The organism is Streptomyces bicolor, from assembly GCF_000719285.1.
Lineage (GTDB): Bacteria > Actinomycetota > Actinomycetes > Streptomycetales > Streptomycetaceae > Streptomyces > Streptomyces bicolor.
This window is the reverse complement of the sequence record NZ_JOFS01000009.1, coordinates 487,798-503,602: the sequence shown is the minus strand read 5'-3', so window position 1 is coordinate 503,602 and position 15,805 is coordinate 487,798. Positions and strand designations below refer to the sequence as shown.

Annotated in this window: 15 protein-coding genes and 1 pseudogene; all 16 read right to left on the bottom strand. The window is 70.6% G+C overall.

Annotated elements, in window-relative coordinates; all coding sequences use genetic code 11:
• Window positions 1-116 precede the first annotated feature (116 nt).
• The 16 genes and pseudogenes from IF78_RS45040 to IF78_RS0115300 all read right to left on the bottom strand — a co-directional run bounded on the left by IF78_RS45040 (window position 117) and on the right by IF78_RS0115300 (window position 15,770).
• Window positions 117-737 (bottom strand): hypothetical protein, encoded by a 621-nt coding sequence (locus IF78_RS45040; protein WP_051827879.1) that lies wholly within the window; start codon window positions 735-737, stop codon window positions 117-119.
• An 89-nt stretch (window positions 738-826) separates the two neighbouring features.
• Window positions 827-1,150 carry a hypothetical protein gene (locus IF78_RS0115370; RefSeq protein ID WP_031477199.1) on the bottom strand — a complete coding sequence of 108 codons (324 nt, stop codon included), beginning with the start codon at window positions 1,148-1,150 and terminating at the stop codon, window positions 827-829.
• A 30-nt stretch (window positions 1,151-1,180) separates the two neighbouring features.
• On the bottom strand, window positions 1,181-2,107 hold the full coding sequence (locus tag IF78_RS0115365) for a helix-turn-helix domain-containing protein (protein ID WP_158751399.1): 927 nt from the start codon (window positions 2,105-2,107) through the stop codon (window positions 1,181-1,183).
• Between the two features lie 99 nt (window positions 2,108-2,206).
• Window positions 2,207-3,340, bottom strand: a complete 1,134-nt coding sequence (locus IF78_RS0115360) for a PD-(D/E)XK nuclease family protein (RefSeq protein WP_031477197.1) — start codon at window positions 3,338-3,340, stop codon at window positions 2,207-2,209.
• Window positions 3,341-3,413: 73 nt separating this feature from the next.
• Window positions 3,414-4,409 (bottom strand): phage recombination protein Bet, encoded by a 996-nt coding sequence (bet, locus tag IF78_RS45035; protein ID WP_051827877.1) that lies wholly within the window; start codon window positions 4,407-4,409, stop codon window positions 3,414-3,416.
• Between the two features lie 27 nt (window positions 4,410-4,436).
• The gene (locus IF78_RS0115350; RefSeq protein ID WP_158751397.1) at window positions 4,437-4,781 is read right to left on the bottom strand and encodes a hypothetical protein; all 345 of its coding nucleotides are present in this window, start codon (window positions 4,779-4,781) and stop codon (window positions 4,437-4,439) included.
• A gap of 108 nt (window positions 4,782-4,889) precedes the next feature.
• Window positions 4,890-5,093, bottom strand: a complete 204-nt coding sequence (locus tag IF78_RS0115345) for a hypothetical protein (RefSeq protein WP_031477194.1) — start codon at window positions 5,091-5,093, stop codon at window positions 4,890-4,892.
• 89 nt (window positions 5,094-5,182) lie between these two features.
• Window positions 5,183-5,755 carry a hypothetical protein gene (locus IF78_RS0115340; RefSeq protein WP_031477193.1) on the bottom strand — a complete coding sequence of 191 codons (573 nt, stop codon included), beginning with the start codon at window positions 5,753-5,755 and terminating at the stop codon, window positions 5,183-5,185.
• A 156-nt stretch (window positions 5,756-5,911) separates the two neighbouring features.
• Window positions 5,912-6,361, bottom strand: coding sequence for a site-specific integrase (locus tag IF78_RS0115335; protein ID WP_031477192.1), 450 nt, complete (start codon window positions 6,359-6,361; stop codon window positions 5,912-5,914).
• 82 nt (window positions 6,362-6,443) lie between these two features.
• On the bottom strand, window positions 6,444-6,689 hold the full coding sequence (locus tag IF78_RS0115330; RefSeq protein WP_037640468.1) for a hypothetical protein: 246 nt from the start codon (window positions 6,687-6,689) through the stop codon (window positions 6,444-6,446).
• A 399-nt stretch (window positions 6,690-7,088) separates the two neighbouring features.
• Window positions 7,089-7,859 (bottom strand): annotated as a pseudogene (locus IF78_RS0115325) (N-acetylmuramoyl-L-alanine amidase); the annotation flags it as partial.
• Window positions 7,860-8,067: 208 nt separating this feature from the next.
• Entirely contained in the window at window positions 8,068-8,505 is a 438-nt protein-coding gene (locus tag IF78_RS0115320) for a hypothetical protein (RefSeq protein ID WP_031477189.1), read from the bottom strand.
• A complete protein-coding gene (locus IF78_RS0115315; protein ID WP_031477188.1) occupies window positions 8,506-9,609 on the bottom strand; it encodes a hypothetical protein in 1,104 nt (367 codons plus the stop codon). It lies immediately after the preceding gene.
• A gap of 2 nt (window positions 9,610-9,611) precedes the next feature.
• A complete protein-coding gene (locus tag IF78_RS0115310; RefSeq protein WP_158751396.1) occupies window positions 9,612-10,538 on the bottom strand; it encodes a hypothetical protein in 927 nt (308 codons plus the stop codon).
• 13 nt (window positions 10,539-10,551) lie between these two features.
• The gene (locus IF78_RS0115305) at window positions 10,552-11,502 is read right to left on the bottom strand and encodes a phage tail family protein (protein WP_031477186.1); all 951 of its coding nucleotides are present in this window, start codon (window positions 11,500-11,502) and stop codon (window positions 10,552-10,554) included.
• Window positions 11,502-15,770, bottom strand: coding sequence for a phage tail tape measure protein (locus IF78_RS0115300; RefSeq protein ID WP_031477185.1), 4,269 nt, complete (start codon window positions 15,768-15,770; stop codon window positions 11,502-11,504). Before IF78_RS0115300 ends, IF78_RS0115305 begins: the two co-directional genes overlap by 1 nt.
• Between the last annotated feature and the right edge of the window lie 35 nt (window positions 15,771-15,805).

Sequence of the window (15,805 nt, the reverse complement as noted above, 5' to 3'; positions counted from 1 at the left end):
TGGCGGCTGTCCTCGATGCCGAGGGCGGTGAACCCCAGCAGGCCGAGGGCGCACACGATCAGCAGCCAGATCACCGGTCCGCGCCCCCGGTGGGGCGCGGTGCGCGGCGCGGCCGGTCAGTCATCGCTGCGGGTGACGCGGACGGTGGTGATGTGTCCGGCGCACTCGAACAGCGCCAGCGGGTAGCCGTCCGCCTGGGGCCGCTGCCAGACGCGGCGGTAGCCCTCGTGGTCGGTGAGTCGCTGGGACCACTCCGAGAAGCGGGCGATGGCGGTGGCCGCGCCCTCGATCCCGGCGGTCTGGTTGTGGCTCGCGCCGTACGGCGCGGTGTGCGTGGCCGAGACGATCAGCCGGGGGGCGCGGCGGGGAACGTCGAGGCCGTCGATGCGGGCCAGCAGCGGGATCAGGCTGTTGCTGTGGTGGCGCTGAGGGCCGTTGGGGGTGGAGTCGTACAGGACGGTGTGCCTGTCGGCGTTCTCCACGTCCTGGCGGACGGCCGTCCAGCCGTTCACCTCGGCAGGGTCGGCGGGCAGGCTGTGCTCGGAGGCGATGATCAGCTCCGTGCCGTCCCCGAGGTCGGCGCGGACGTGGAACTCGCCGCCGCCGGTCTCGATGTCGGTGACCCAGCCCGCGTAGCGCAGCGGGGTGACGACGTGGCCGTAGCCGTGGAACAGCCGCTGCCACAGCGGGTCGGTGGTGCGGTTGTGGTCGGGCAGAGCCGCGATGGTGATGGTCATGTTCTGGTCTCCAAGAGGGTGTGCACGGCGGGCGCACAAAAAGCACGCCCGCCGTTTAAAAATGTCACCTATCTCAGGTGAGGCGGGTGTCAGACGGTGGGCAGTTCGCTGCGAGCGAGGATCTGCACCGACCACATCCGGCCGCCGCGGGTGACGACGCAGCCGATCGCGCGCCCCTCGTGGGGCAGGACGAAGCCGCTGCCGCCCTCCTCCTTGCTCAGGTCGCTGACGAGCTCGCGGACGCCGTGTTCGGCGCACTCGGCCGAGCAGTAGAGGTGGCCGCCGAGTCGCGGTGCGACCGGCGCGCCGTGGATCACTTCGGCGACCACGACGTAGGCGTCGGGGGCCGGGGTGAGTATGTCGGTCAAGATGGTCTCCAAGAGGTCGGTGAGTTCGGCCAGTTCCGAACTCATACTTATATCTTAATGGCGCACACCGGGGCGTCAATGTTGCCGATCTTGTGAACGCCCCTGTTTCCGCCTGGCGTTGGCGCCCTTCTCGCGCCCCATTCGGGCAAGGTCTCGCACTCGTTGGCGGGCCATCTCCAGGGCTTGCGGGTCCGTTGCCGCAACGCGCTGCTCCTGCTCGGCGAAGAACTGCCGTAGCCAGTCCTGCTGCTCGCGGTGCTTGCGGTCGGCCGCTTCTCGCTGCGCCTGCTCCCTCCCGGCACGCGGGTTCGTCCCGCACCCCCGGCAGTTGCTCACCGGCTCGGCGTGCTTCGGGCAACCTGCCCGCTGCTGCTCTCCGTGCTCCGCCTCCGGCTCCCCTGCGGCGTCAGCCGTGGGGGTAGGGGGGTTAGGAAGAGAAGAGGAAGAAGGAGGAAGAGAAGGGGTTTCCCCAGGGGAACCCGCCCGGTTTCCCTGGGGAAACCCACTGGGTTCCCCTGGGGCAACCCTGCCCGAAGCGTCATCAGGGTTCCCCTGGGGCAACCCTGGCTCCGAAGCGGCCTCGGAGGCGGCCCGTGCCTCTTCCCGTGCGGCGATGTCCTGTTGGGTCCGGGCCGCCGACGACGGTTTGCGGCGCGCGGTCTTGCGGGCCAGCCGGGGGTTGGTCGGGGCGCGCTGCGCCGCCCGGCGCCGCTCGATCAGCTCCTCCGTCGACGGGATGGGCGGCACGCCATGCGGGAACACCCGGTACTCGGCGCGGCGGCCGACACGTCCGATCGTGACCCGCTCGACCAGGCCGAGTCCGACGAGTTGCGTCACCACCGTGATGACCTGCTTCTCCCCTACGCCGGCCCAGGCCATCATCCGCTCCAAGCCCGGCCGGGCCAGCCTGGTCTGGTCGTCGGCCGAGTCCGCGATCTTCATGAGGACCAGCTTCTGCGTGGTGTTGATCACCTCCTTCGGCAGGTAGGCGGCCACCACCATCAGTTGGATGCTCACCGGCACCTCTCCGTGTTCCGTACGGATCCCGCCGCGCCGGGGCGGGGACGGAGCACGCCGACTCCGCCCCGCCGGGTGGCGCGATCAGGGCTTCTTGCGCGCGGTGACGTTGATGCTCACCGCGGTCCGCCGGTCGTGGTCGAGGCGCGTAGGCACGGGGATGCCCACCTCCTTCAGCGTCGCCTTCATCGACGCCGCGTCCGGCACCATCGGCACCTGCAGCCCTGCGCGGCGGTACAGCGCGACCATCGCCTCGACGTCATCGACCTTGGTCGGGTTGCCGCCGCTCCACTTCAGGACGTTGTCGCCGTAGACGCCGGGTTCGGATCCTTCGAGCTGGGCGCGCAGGAACTTCTGCCGGTCCTTGAGCGGCTTGATCTGCTCGGAGACCTCGGCGTACTCGGCCAGTGCCTTCGCGCGTTCCTCGTCGTCGTGGATCAGCTGGCTCTGCGGGTAGCGCCCGGCGACGAGCGGCCCCCAGCACGCGGTACGGAATGGGCAGTGGTCGCAGATCGCAGAGATGCCCGGCCCTTGAAATGTGCGCGGCAGCTCCTCCGGGGAGGCGGCGGCACGCACCTGCTGAACCCACCAGCGGGCACGGCGTGCGCGGTCGGCCTCGTAGGCGATCTCCTGAACGTGGTCGTCACCCGAGTCGCGGTTGATGAACCGGAAGCGGATGCGGGCGACCGGCACCGGGCCGAGGTGAGCAAGCTGCCGCTGGCCCCGGACGCTGGCGAAGCCTTCCGTGCCGAGCAGATCGGCGTACAGGTACACCTGCCGCAGCTCGGCCTCGCTCGCGCCGTACCGCAGGACGCTGTCCCACTGGTACGTGCTCTTCGTCTTCACGTCCTCGACGGTCGTCTCCTCGGCCGGGAGCGTGGGGCGCAGCCGCTTCGGGAGCCGAGCGGCGGTGGCGCTGTCGAGCTGAACGGCGTCGATGTGGCCCCGGACGGTCTCGTCCTCGACGCGGCGCTCGACGAGCCAGCCGTACTCCTCGCGGGCGGCGTCGAGTATCCCGGCGTGCAGCCAGGTCCCGAGGATCGCCTTCCGCTTCTCGCCGACGTCAGTCGGGGTGCGGCCGTGCAGGAGGTACCCAGCCCGGCGTGCGCACACGGTGTCGCTGGCACCGAGCTTGGTCTGTTGGGAGCGGGGACGGCGTGCGTCCGCCGCGTGAGCGGCGGGCCACAGACTCACGGGCCGCTCCAGCGCGATGGCCATAGTGGTCACGGTGTTCTCCAAGAGGATGGGGTGCCGCCCGCCGACAGCGGGCGGCACCCGGTGTTGTCAGGGGTCAGGAGGCGCGGCGGGGCGAGGAGGCCCGCTTACGCGGGGTGCGCTTCGCCGGGGCCGGGGGCTCGTTGGACTCCGCGGCGGTGTCCGGCTTGGCCTCCGGGGCGGCTTTCTTCGCGGCACGCGCCCGCTTCCTCGGCACGGGCTTGTCCGTGCTCTCGTCCTGGCCCCCGCCCTGGGAGTCCTCGGCGGACTCCTCCTTCGCGTCGCCGCCCTTGTCGCTCCCTGCTTCGAGCCCGGCGGCCTCGCGCAGGCGTCGGGTCGCCTCTTCCGCCTCACGGACGACGGCTTCAGCGTCGGCCCGCGCCATCTCCTCGTCCACGTACACGCCGGACAGGTCCTGCGGTGCGGCCATGCGCAGCGCGCCGGCCTCGGCGCACTTGCGGAGCATGTGGGCGGGCATCTGCTGCCACATCTTCGCCACGACGTACGCGCCCTGCTTGCGGTCGTAGTACGTCGGGGCGAACTCGTCCCAGCGGGCGATGAACGGGAACCTGGCGTTGCCGCGCAGGACGGTGACCTTGACCGCGGCCGGGTACGCCTTCGACAGCCAGACCTCGTGGGCGTTGCCCTCGGAGTCGTAGTAGACGGTGTCCTCGTACGAGATGGACTCCCCGGCCTTGATAGCCGCGCGGTGGGCGACCGTGCGAAAGCCGTCGATGCCGGTCTGGATGGTCCAGGTCTTCTCCGGCTCGTCGGGGTTGTCGGCGGCCTTCCAGTTGGTACGGCCGATCATGTAGATCTGCCGCGCGAACGGGTCGAGGCCGGACCGCACGCAGAAGTGGAAGAACAAGGCCAGCTGGGCACGCGGCGCCTGGGCGAGGCCGGGGCTGATCAGCGACAGGGCGGCCACCTGACGCGCGTCGAACTCCACTTGGTCGGCGCGCAGCACAACGGCGCTCTGGGACACGCTGCGTTCGGGCAGCACCTCGGTGGCGGTCAGGAGCGGGGCGCTGGACGGAGCGTCGTCGCCCTGCTGCTCGGTCGGTTGATTCATGGGTCGTTCGTCTCCAAGAGAACTGGTTCAGTCGGTCCGCAAGGCGCGGACCTCGAACGCGCCCGCCCACTCGGGGTGGCGCTCGATGAGAAGCCGGACGTACCGGCTGCGGAAGTTGTTGTTGAGGCGGAACTCGTCGCCCTCGGTCGCCGTGACGTAGCGCCAGCGCAGGACCTCGAAGAGCATCCCGATGCCGACACGGCTCGCGCCGCGCTTCAGGTAGTCGGCAGTCAGTGCCTCCAACGCGCGCAGCACCCAGGGGTTGAGCTCGTGGAATGTCTCGAACTGGGCCTGGATCGACGCCGACTGGCCGTCCGGCTGCCTCACGGCGTGGATGACCAGACCCGGTATCTCGTCCTGGACGGCTGCCACACCCACCCCCTAGTGACTTCTTTCAAGAATGTCACCTATCTTGAGGGTCGGCGGACAGATGATCAACCCCACCGGCTACAGGCGCGACTTCACGCACTCAGCCCGAGATCAGACGGAGGCCCGCTCCGCCGCCTCCTCCATGCGCGCCTCGCGAGCCTCGTTGGCCGCCGACGCGACCCGCAGGGCGTCGATGGCGACGTTGGACTCTGGGTGCTTGAGAACGTAGAGCGAGAGGGCCCCTTCGACGACCAGGGCCTCGCTGGCATTCATGACCGCGACCTCGTCGCCGCCCGGTGTGACGATGAACTGCACTACTGCCTCCTTGGTGAACTGCGGACCCCCATAACGGGGACGCTTATATCTTATTAGCAATTCGAGGCTAAGTACAGTGTTTACGCAGGTCAGGTGGCCTTCCGGGCATGGCGGCCTCGGGTCAGTACGCGCCTGCCGGGCCCGTCGTAGGTGCCGTCGCGCAGGGCGGCGACGACCTCTTCGTCCACGTCCCAGGGCAGGCTCCGCGCGCTCTCGCGGAGCTCCGGGACGGCATCGAGGACGGTGTCCAGCATCCAGAGCATTGACCCGGACAGCAGCCAGTCGTGCTCCGGGAACCGCCCCGTCGCGATAGTCGTCGCCAAGTTGCCCTGCGCGGGCAGGTGGAACAGCTCGATGATTTCCTGCTGGCCGACGATCGGCGGCAGCTCATCCCCCAGGTTCGGCTCCCAGCCCTCGCCCTGCTCCTCGATGATCCGTGCCTTCACGTCCAGGTCGACCTGGCGGAATCGCGCCGTGGTCGCTCCCCACCTTGCCGCGAAGCCGAGCGGCCAGTACCGCACCCCGCTGACGATGATGGCGGTCTCCGGATCCAGCACGCTGCCGCGGCTTGGCGAAAGCCACTGCGCGACCTGCTTCGGATCGACGCGGTACAGCGCGGCGAACTCCTGGTGCCCGACCAGATACGGCTTGCCCCGACTCATCCCCGTCCTCCGGTGTCTGCCCTGAATGCAGTGGGCAGCGTAGCCGTGTGCGCACGCCGGCGTACGCGGCGGTCGCTGCTATGGTGGCGGCGGTCTTTTCTCCAAGAGGCCGAACGGCCCCCGCTTCGGCGGGGGCCGTGTGCGTTGCCGCGCTCTCTACGCGGTCTTGCCCTCGGGCTGGTCGGCGGTGGAGCTGAGCCGGGTCGAGCCCTGCTCCTTCCTCTGTCGTGTGAACCGCAGGGCGTGGATGGTGCGCCCGCCGGTCGCCTCGCGGAAGGCGGTCGCCACCTCGGCCTTGGTCAGCCGCCGCCCTTCCAGCGTGAACAGCGGTCCGTCTGTACGGGACCCGATCAGCTCGCGCAGCGCGTTGGCCGCCGACACGGTGATCCCGGCCTCGTAGGCGCCGCCTTCCTTCGCGTGCCGGATGACGACCAGGCGGTCATCCAGCTCCGCGTCCGGCACGTCGAACGCCAGGACCTCATCCAGCCGGACCTCCGACTCCCACAGCAGTTGCCACACCGCGCGGATGGCGGCCGGCACCGCCGGGTCCGCGAGCGCGGTGTCCACCTCCAGGTCGCTGACGAGCAGGTTTGTCGTATCCATCATGACCCCCAGGCCGCAGGAACAAGTGCGCCATCACGCTAAGCGCGCTGTCGGACAACACCGCTTGACGGCAGGGGCGTTCATCTCAGCCGCGGGCCAGGCTGAAGACGGTGAGCACCACCGCGGTGATGCTGGCCAGAACGGCGACGGTCGGCAGCGGCCACCTGGTCTTCTCCAGCGCGCCCACCCTCTCCTCCAGGTCCTCCAGGGCCTTGTCCGTTTGATCGCTGCGCTGGACAAGCAGCGCCAACTGGCCGTCGATGCGCGCGAATCCGACCTCCAGCGCCTGGCGCAGCTCCGCCAGGGCGAGCGCGACCTGTCCTTCGGGCACGATCTCCTCCTTCCTCTCGCTGCCCGGCGGTCAGTGCTGGGGCGTGGCCGGGTCGCGCTTCATCGGCAGCCACGAGGCCGTTCCAGGCCTGCCCAGGACGGTGCCGAGGGTGGACTTCAACGCGCTGAGTGCGGCCGGTATCGCGGAGACCGCGGCGGCCTGCCACGCCGAGAGGGACACCATGTCCGTCGTGCTGGAGGCTGCCATCAGGCCCAGCAGCGATTGGAGGTAGGTGGCAACGGTGCGCTCGGCGACATCGGCAAGGGCCTGCGGCATCGGGTCGTGCTCCTGGTTCGGGGTGGTGGGGGTCGGGTCGGCGGCACCGGCCTGCTGCGGGACGCGGAGGTCCGCCCAGGTCTGCGGACCGGGAATGCCGTCGGCGTCGGCGCCGTGGTGGCCGCGCTTGATCTGGTAGGCCGCATACGAGCGGCGGTGCGCGTCGTTCCACACTGGGCCGGGCGGCGTGTCGTAGGAGTCGCAGCCCTCGGCAATCAGCCGCTTCGCCATCGCGGCGACCACCGGGGAGGAACGGCCCTCGCGGAAGAACTGCTTGCCCGGGTACGCCGCGTACTTCGGTGTCGGCTTCGGCTTCGGGTCCGGCTTGGGCTTGGGCCTCGGGTCGGGCTTCGGCTTACCGCCGTCCTTGAGGTGCCGGGCGACCCGGGCGCGGAAGTCGTCCATGTCGATGCCGCCCGGGTCAGGCTTCCCCGGCTGCCACTCCTTGTGGCCGATGACGGAGTGCTCCTTCCAGCCGTGCGCACGGCAGATGGCCGCCGCCGCCCGCGCCATCGCGTCGAGCTGAGCCGCCGGCCACGGCTGACTCCCGGTGTTGATGCACTCGAAACCGTAAAAGTGCCGGTTGCCGTCGGTATCCGCTTCGTTGTCGCGCGGGAGGTCCGTCTTCTCCGCGATGACCGCGAGCAGGACGTCGGTGTCCCCCATGCCAGCGTGGTTGGTCCGGCCGTAGCCGACCAGGTGGATGGTCCCGGACCGGTCGATGACGCCATGGCACAGGGGTCCTGGGAGATCCTGGTAGCCGACGCGGCACAGCTCCACCATGTCCTTCTCGGAGCTGTACGGCCCGGTGTGGTGGATCATGACCCCGTTCGCGGGGCCCCAGTTGCCGTGGGTGTTCCGGTTGTGGGTGCGCCATTTGCCGTGCTCGACCACGCCGAGCCCGGCGCCCTTCAGCACGGACAGGAACCTGTCCGCGCTCAGCGGTGTAGCCACGCGCTTCGTCCTTCTCCCCTGCGCCGGATGGCAGTCGGCCGTGGCCGCCGCGGCGGTCCGGTCCCTCGGGAGTGCGAAGCGGGTGGAGGGTCACCCAGGCGTCATGCTACCGGCGGCACGCCGGCCGGTGGCCGGGGTGCGCAGCCGGTCAGGTGTCGTCGCGGTCGGTCCGGAACGAGGTGCTGTCGAGGCTGATCCAGGACGCGCGGACGCTGCCGCCGCCTTGGACGCGCAGCCGCACCATGCCCTTCGGGTCGATGTCGAGCTGGAGGCTGCGGCGTGCCGCGTCGGAGGCGACATGGACCGTGCGCGGGGCTTCCGGCCAGTACCCCTCGGGCAGCAGCGCGACCAGTTGCTCGTCGGCGGCCCGGCCGCTCGCCAGTCCGATACGGCCGCAGAATTCGGTCGTGTCCCAGGGGTTGGCGCGGAACTGCGGCGGCTGCTCCTCGTCGGGGACGGTGGTGTCGCCGGTCAGCGGAAGGTCGCGCCACTCCGGGTACGGCGCGCGGCGGGCGCGCTCCAGGGTGACGACCCGCTTCTCCAGCTTGGCCAGTCGGCGGCCGAGGTCGGCGATCGTGTCCGGCACCTACTGCTCCTCTTCCTCGCCCGTCTCGTCCTCGGGCTTGTTGGTGCGCTCCAGCTTCAGCGTCACGCGCTCGGCCGTCTCGCCCTCGCCGGGCCGCACCGTCCAGCCGACGATCCGGCACCAGCCGTCGTACTCGGTGTGCGGCTCGAACAGACGGATCCGTACGTCGTCCCCGATGCACAGGGCCTCGATCGGAGCCGCCGGGTGGTCGATGATCTCCAGCTCGGTCAGGGAGGGCAGGACCTGGCGGGCCAGCCGCTCGCGGCGGGCCCGCTGCTTCAGCTTCGCCTCGTCCTTCTCGCTCGTCTCCAGCCGGTGTTCCAGGCGCAGGCGGCCGTTGCGCACGCCGTCCACGACGACCTTGCGCTTCTTGCCCTCGCCCGCGCCCAGGCCGATGACCCACTGGGCGTAGGAGTCGGCGTCCTTGATGACGTGCGGGGTGCCGACCACGTTGGCGCCGGTGGTGAACGTCAGGTCTTCGCGGCGCCGGCCAAGGCGCGGCGCACCGAGGATGATGCGACGCTCGGCGCGACGCCCGCGCCATGCCACGGTCTCCGACCACTCCAGGCCGTCATCGATCTCGGCCATCTCGTCCACCATCTCGCCGAGGTTGCGCGGATCGGTCTTGGAGGTGGTGTACGGGTCCTTCGCGGTGCCGGTCTTCGCCTTCGACTTCGTGTCGTCCACGACCACGCCGAGGTCGCCGTCCGGCTGCGCCTGCGCGTACGCCCACACATCGCTGATCACCTCGCACGGGTCCGCTTCGATGTACGGGCCGCGTCCGCCGAGGTTGCCGTGCAGGTCGAAGCGGCGGTGAAGGTAGCTCGTGAACCCGGAGGCTTCGACGGGCAGCGTGTTGCCCTCCGGTTCGGCGCGCCACAGCAGCCCGCCCCAGTCGAGGCGGGCGTTGCGCTCGACGAGGAGCACCGTGTCGCCGGCGTCGAGCGCGTCACCAAGGGAGCGGCGGAACGCGGTCGGCAGGGTGGCCTTCAGCGAGCCGGGTCCGGATATCTCCGGGCCGTACTCGACCTCGCTCAGCGGCAGGTTCCAGTGCAGAACGTCGCCGGTCGCGGCCCGCGCGACGATGTAACGGTAGTCGGCCATCGTCACGCAGGCCCTTCCGTGAACGCGACGTCGAGCGTGACCGTCGTGCCCTTGGCCACGGTCAGGTCGCCGTCGCCGTACTTGTCGTTCTGGTTGATTTCGACGGCCAGGTGCTGGCGGGTGCCCCGGTAGGTGGGCGGCACGGCGAGCGTGTCGGCCAGGGTCACGGAGGAGCGGCGGGTGGTGGTGCCGTCGTCGTCCACGACGGTCGGCTTCGCGGCGCGCTCCCCGAGCCGGGTGCGCAGCTCTGCATAGACGGAGCCTGCCCCGGCGCGCAGGCCAGATAGGGTGACGATGACGGTGGCCGTCGTCGCCCAAGCTGGGACGTCCACATCCCAGGCGGCCTCCTTGGGCCAGGCCGCCCACTGGCCATGCTTGCCCGGCACCTCCTCCGTGGTGGTCGGGTGCACGGTGCGCAGGGTGCGCTCGGTGCGCGGGTTGGCCAGCCGACGCAGATCGGTAATCATCCCGGCGGTGATCGTCGCGGTGTTCCGAGGGATGGTGATGCGAGCCAGCGGGATCGCCGTCATCTCCCGCAGCGCGGTGGTGTCCTGCGAGCCGATGCCCTGGATGAGGTGGAAGTAGCCGATCTCCTCGCGGCGCGGGTCGCGGTCGCCTTCGAACTCCGGGTCCTCGATGCGCAGCACGAGCAGGTCGGTGCGGGCCACCGGCCCGGTCGGCGGCACTTCGACCACGGTGTCGCCAATGTTGGACTGGGTGTAGGCCCCTTGCCACGGCCGGGCACCGTGGATCAGAGCAGAGCCGTCGCCGACCCGAACACCGGGGCCGGGGGTCTCCAGCGGTCGGACCTTCAGGTCCTCGCTCCCGGCGACGCCCTGCCGGCCGCGAGCAAGGTCGCGGATCATCAGGCGCATCGCGCGGGCTGAGTGGTCGGCCCCGCGCACCATCATCGGGGGTTGCAGCGTCACGAATGCTCTCCGTTCACAGGGTGGTGTACGCCGACCGCCACGCCACCTCGAGGCGCGCGGTGCCGGACGGGTCGTTCGCGCTCCACGCGATCTCGGACCGTCCGGGCGGCAGGGTGAACAGGTCGAGACGGGATGCGGGGCTAAGGTCGTTGGCCACGTTGACGGTGCCGTTGCGCAGGGCCCAGCAGGTGCCGGGCCGGGTCTCCAGCTCCACCCACTCGCCCTCGCGCAGCGACAGGTCGAGTTCGAGGACACGGCGGGTGACCGTGTTCCAGATCCGCGGTCCAGCGACCGGCCCGTGCACGCGCAGGCTCGGGTAGGTCGGCACGTCACCGTGGTTGGTGACCCATCCAGGCCGCTCGTCGGCCGGGCGGTGCTCACGGTCAGCGGGGCGGCACCAGGCGGCGGGTCGGCCCATCGCCTCGTCGACGGTGCGGTCCGCGGTGGTCGCGTGGGCGGCTTGGTCTAGGCCGAGCGTCAGCTGCGAAAGCTCGTCGTCGTACCAGCGAGGGTTGTCCAGGCCGACGAACTCGATGTCCAGGGGGATCCAGCCGTGCACGGCGGTGGCAGTGCTGGTGGCCTCCATACGGCGAAGTCGCCCGTACATGCGCCGCGTTGTGTGACTGGGCCACCGGCCGCGCAGGACGTGGCGGCCGTCCGGGCTGGTCCGGGCGGCGGGGTCGTCCAGGGCGCGTTCCAGCCGGGCGAGGATCTCGGCGGCCTTCACCGGGTCGCCGGGCGTCTTGATGCCCGCCTCGAAGCGCAGGGGGCGCGGACCGTAGAAGTCGCGGCCGGGGGCGGTGCCGTCGCCATTGGCGTTGTCGGCGTCCTGCGACCGGGTGGCCGGGGAGCCGAGACCTTCGATGTTCCCGACCGGGACGAGGCTGCCGGTGCCCAGGACGACGCCGCCGATCTCGTATTGAAACGGGGCCAGTTCGGGGTTCTTGTTCGGTGCTGTGCTCATCACACTCTCCCGCCCCGCTGCGCGTTGCGCAGGGTGCGCATCATCTCGGTGCCGATCTGCTCGGGGGTGGCTCCGCTGTCGGTGACGGTGACCGGCATGGAGCCGATCAGCGGCTGCTGCTCGCGCACGACGACGACCTGGACCCGGCCGCCAGCGCGTGCGTCGACCACGCGGGTGCGGGCGCGGTCGCTGCCGGTGCGCAGGTCGAAGGAGCGGACGACGCCCGCCATCGCCGCGACGCTGCGGGCCTGTTTGAAGGACCTGGCGAGCATCGGGCTGTAGTCGCGGCCGCGGGCGTTTCGGACGCCGCCGTTGGCGTACCACTCGACCTGGCCGCCGAACCGGTCGACCACGGTCTCCACGATCGCCTTGCTGCGCTCGCGCTTGGCAGCGGCCAAAGGCACATAAGCCTCCCCGCCTGTCTCCCGCTCCCCCCATATGCGGTAACTCCCGGCCGGGGCGATCTGCGCGACGTGCCGCTCGCGGCCCGTTCCCCCGGTGACGCCGCCGTCCGCGAAGTAGTCGACAACCGCCCCGTCCGCGTGCTTCTTGGCGGCGCGGGCCTGCGCGTCGGCCTGGCGCCGGATGGCGTCCGCGACGTTGGTGTTCTGCTCGGCGAGCTGGCTGAAGATCGAGACATGCCGGGTGGTGACCGTGACCTCCTTGCCGCGCAGGGAGTTGATGCGCTCCTGGATGGAGTCGGCCGCCTTCCGCGGGCCGCCGGTGGGCACCGTGACCTTCACGTTCTTCGAGCCCGGAACCTTCTCGATCCGGAACCCCAGGGCCTCCAACTGCTTGCGGGCCTCGGCCGTCGGCGCGCGCACGACGACGGACTTCGCGCCTGGTGTCGCGCGGATCTTCGCCTGCACGGCTTCCAGGCTCTTGATCGCTGCGGCGGTGGGCGCGGAGACCTTCACGTTCTTGCTGTTCGGGGTGCGGCCGAGCTTGTCGATCAGGGTGTCGAGGTTCTTCTTCGCCCCTGCGGTCGGCGCGGTGATCTTGATCTGCCGGGTGCCGGGCACCGTCTTCACGGTGAATCCCAGGCTCCTCAGCTTCTTCTGGGCCCCGTCGGACAGCGAGTCGACCTTGATCGTCTTCGCGTTCGGCAGCCGCTGGAACTCCGCCTGGACGGCGATGAGGTTCGCCAGGGTGCTGTCCATGCCCTTGGTCTGGAGCAGCAGCGACACCTTGGACGGCAGCAGGCCTAGGCTGTCCGCGACGCCTTCGGCCTGGGTCTTGGTCAGTCCGTAGCCGCGGGCGGCCTGGATCGCTTCGGACCGGGCGCGGCTCATCTGCTCGCGGGCCTTCGCCAGCGCGGCCGGCAGGTCCTCGCCGTTGCGCTGGGCCAGGTCGAAGGTCGCCACGGAGGCGTCGGCCGCCGCGTCGGAGAGCGCGGTGAGCTGGGTGTAGAGGCCCTGCCCGTTCCGCGTCGTGGTGTTGAGGGTCTTGTCCTCGTTGACGAGCTGCTTGCCGCCGTACCCCTGGCTGCGGTCGACGTTTTTGCTGCCGTCTTGCAGGTCGAGGACGGCCGAGTTCACCTTGGCCTCGGCCGCCTGGAGGGAGATCTGGCCGCCGGACAGCAGGTCGAGCGCGGACTTCAGGGACCGGGTGCGCGTATCGGCGTCGGCGGTCTGGTCGGCCAGCCCGCCGACCGCCTGCTTCAGCCGGTCGTACGCCGAGGTGCCGTCTCCGGCACCCTTAGTGGCCTTGGCCAGGTCCTTGGCATTTTTCAGCGCCCCGGCCATCTCGCCCTTGACGGAGCCGAGCGCGTCGGCGGCGTCCTTGTACTGCTGGCCGACCTCGGAGTAGTCCTGGACCGTCGCCTTGCCAGCGGCGACGTCCTTCCACACCTTGTGCTTGTCGGCCGTGGCCTGGAGCTGCTTCTGCAGCGCGTCCAGCGAGGTGCCCTGGCCGAGGTAGGCGTCGGTGAGCGAGGCCAGCGGGACCCCGGCCTGCTCCATCACCTTGGTGAGCTGGCCCTGTTCCGTCTTCGTGTCCAACAGCGACTGCGCCGCCGCGTTGCGGACATTGCTGTCGATCTGCCCGCCGGACTCGCGCAGCGCGGACGTGAGCGTGGACACGCGCTGCTGGTGCTCGGCCGCGGCCTGAGCCGCCTTCTGCTGCCGCGCGGCGAGCAGCCCCAGGCCCACCGACACCCCGGCCATGACCACGCCGAACGGTCCGCCGAGCGCGTTGGTCACGCCGCCGAGCGCCGAGCGCAGTCCCGATCCGGCTGCCCTCCCGACGCCGTTGAGCGTGCCCATGAACGTGACTCCGGCACCGTTCGCGCTGCGGAACGCGGAGGTCATGTTGCCGAGGAACCCGAGTCGAGCCTGGACGGCGGCCCAGGCCGCGCCGTACCTCGAGAGGGCGACGCCGGACGAGGCGGCCAACGACTGCTGGACGCGCATCTGTTGGTTGAAGGAGGTGAAGCCCGAGCGGACGGGTCCGGTCAGGGTGGTCGCCATGTTCGTCAGCGCCGGCTGGGCGCGGCGGAACAGGAGCATGGCCAGGGCGGCGGACTGGATCGGGCCAGGCAGTGCGCCGAAGGCGCTGACCAGACCGCCGACGGCGTGACCGATCGGGACGAGCACCATCGACAGGCCCGAGACCGCGTCCATCGCGAGGTTGGCGACGGTGGCGATGATGTCGAGCGTCCCGGCCGCCGCGCCGCCTTCCTCCCCGAGCCCGGAGACGGCCTCCAGGATCGGTTCCGCGCCGTCGGCGGCGTTCGACAGGACGTCTCCGAGGGTGCGGCCCGCGTTGATCAGCAGGTTGAGACCGGTGGCGAGGGAGTGCTCACCGATGTCCTTGAGCGGGCCGACGAGCTGCTGGGCCTCCTCGATGAGGCCGCTGAGCCCGTCCTTCGTCTGCTCCTTCAGTTCCGGCCCGTATAGCGTGGCGATGTTCCGCCCGTACTCCAGCGCCGTGGTCAGGTACGGCGTGGCCCCGGACATCCCGCGGGTGAGCAGGCGGGTCACCCACTCCAGGCCGGGTGCCATCCCCTCGTACAGGGCGATGCCGGTCTGCCGTGCCTGGGTGCGCAGTTGCGTCATGGCACCGGCAAGGCCCTCGCCGCGCGAGGCGGTGATGGACGCGGCCGAACCGGTTTGCCGTACAGCCATCGACAGGGCGTCGAAGGACTCGGTGCCCTGGTGGGCGAGCGCGACCGCGCCACTGAGCGCGGGCTTGCCGAACGCGCGGGTCACTCCAGCAACGAAGTCCTGCTGGTTCATGGAGTGTTCGGCCTTGGACAGGCCGTCGATCACCGTGCGCAGGCCCTTGAAGCGCCCTTGGGCGTCCCAGGCTTCGATCCCGAGGTCGCGCAGGGCGTTCTTCATGATTGGCGTCGGCGCGGCGAGGTTGGCGAAGATCCCGCGCAAGCTCGTGCCTGCCGTCTGCCCGAGGATGCCGGATTTGCCGAGCATTCCGACCGCGGCGGCCGTGTCCTGGAGGGTGACGCCGAGCGCGTTCGCGACCGGGCCCGCGTACCGCATCGAGTAGTAGATGTCAGTGATCGAGCCCGACGCGTTGTTGGCGGTGGCGGCGAGAGTGTCTGCCGCACGGGACGCCTGATCAGCACCGAGGCCGTACTGATCCATGATGTCGCCCAAATACTTGGCCGACGTGGCGGCGTTGACGTCGGCCGCCGCCGCGAGCTGGAGCGAGGCGCGTACGGAGTCGATCGACTGGTCCGCACGGAAGCCGGCCTTCGACAGCTCGACCATGCCCTCGGCGGCGTCCGCCGACGTCGAGGTGGGCAGCGTCAGGTCGTTGCCGAGTTCGCGGGCGACGGCGGCGGCCCGCTTCATCTGTCCGGCGGTCGCGTCCGTCACCGCGCGGAAGAGATTCATCTGCCGCTGGTACTTGTTGCCCTCCTCGATGACCTCGCCGGTGCCCAGGACGAGGGCGCCGCCCGCGAGCATGTTCGTGGCGGACAGGCCCCGCCGACCAGCCCCGGCGGTCGCCCGCTGGAGCCGGGACATCGACCGTGCGCCGTCGTCCCCGGCCGCGCGCAGCGCGGCACGGGCCGCCCCGGCGCGGGCAGTGATCCGGTTCAGCTCCCCGACGGCCGCGCGGGAGGAACGATTCAGCGCAGCGAACTGCGCAGCGAGCTGCGCCCCGTTGGCATCCAGCCGGGCCAGAGACCGGTTCGCGGCGTCAGTCCGGTCCCCCAGCGTCCGCATCTGGGCGGAGGCAGCACGGGTTCCCGCGATCAGGTCGCGGACCTCGGCGCGCATCGCGACCGTGAGGGTGAACCCGGCCACCGCGGCGGCCTCCTTACTTACATGGTGCGAGGGTG